The following is a 771-nucleotide window of genomic DNA, read 5'->3' on the forward strand; positions in this document are numbered from 1 at the left end:
AGAAAAAGCAGAGAGTATGCGCTGGACGATGGAAATTATGCAATTTAGTGGTCAAGTAACAAAGCCAAGTACGAGTTCGAAACCATGGTTGTTTCCACGATCGAAACATATACTTGGAAATAAAGCCGATTCGCGTATTATTGAATCATTTTTAAAAGAATATTTTCGATCGGGTGCTTCTTTAAGTTTTTATATTAAAATTATTTCCATGAGTGCAGTCTCTATAAAAATTGCGCCTTGGTGGATTGCGCTTATTATTATTGTATTTTCTTGTGTTGCGATTGCACGTTATTCAGGCGATCAATGGAATGAGTTTACGAAAAAAATGTTTCTTCAATTATATTGTGAACAAGGGAAATTAATATGGTTGAAGAGTAGAGCAGAAATGTATCTATTTATTCCAACTGTATTTATATATGGGACGGTAATACTTGCGCAGTTTTATTTATTGCCAGCTATAATCATAGGGATTGTTATAATAGTATTAATTGGATGGATTGCATTTACACCTTGGAAAATTTATATAAAATAAGCCTTGCGGGAAGCTTTTGATACATTCCAATATAAATCTCAGGAATTTCATATGTTTCACCAGACTGTAATTGGTCAATAAATTGCTCCATATCTAGTTGGGTGTACTCAGAATGCTTTTTTATTCTTCCATTATAAGAAGTCTTCAGTACTTAAAAAAATTAAACAATTGATTTAACGGGTATAATGATTTTATTATCATTTATGAATAGATAATATAACTCCTTGGAAAGGTACCTT

1 protein-coding gene and 1 pseudogene are annotated in these 771 nt (G+C 31.6%); one reads left to right on the forward strand and one right to left on the reverse strand.

Annotated features, from left to right (window positions below):
• The coding region (locus V7183_RS12810; protein WP_335359763.1) for an ABC transporter permease at positions 1 to 532 on the forward strand (532 nt) is incomplete at its 5' end.
• Here the strand turns inward: V7183_RS12810 and V7183_RS12815 are convergent.
• Positions 510 to 665: pseudogene (locus V7183_RS12815) on the reverse strand (IS4 family transposase); the annotation flags it as partial. The gene V7183_RS12810 and the pseudogene V7183_RS12815 sit on opposite strands and share 23 nt — an antisense overlap.
• Between the last annotated feature and the right edge of the window lie 106 nt (positions 666 to 771).

The sequence above is a fragment of the Bacillus sp. JJ1127 genome (genome assembly GCF_036965845.1).
Taxonomy (GTDB): Bacteria; Bacillota; Bacilli; order Bacillales; family Bacillaceae_G; genus Bacillus_A.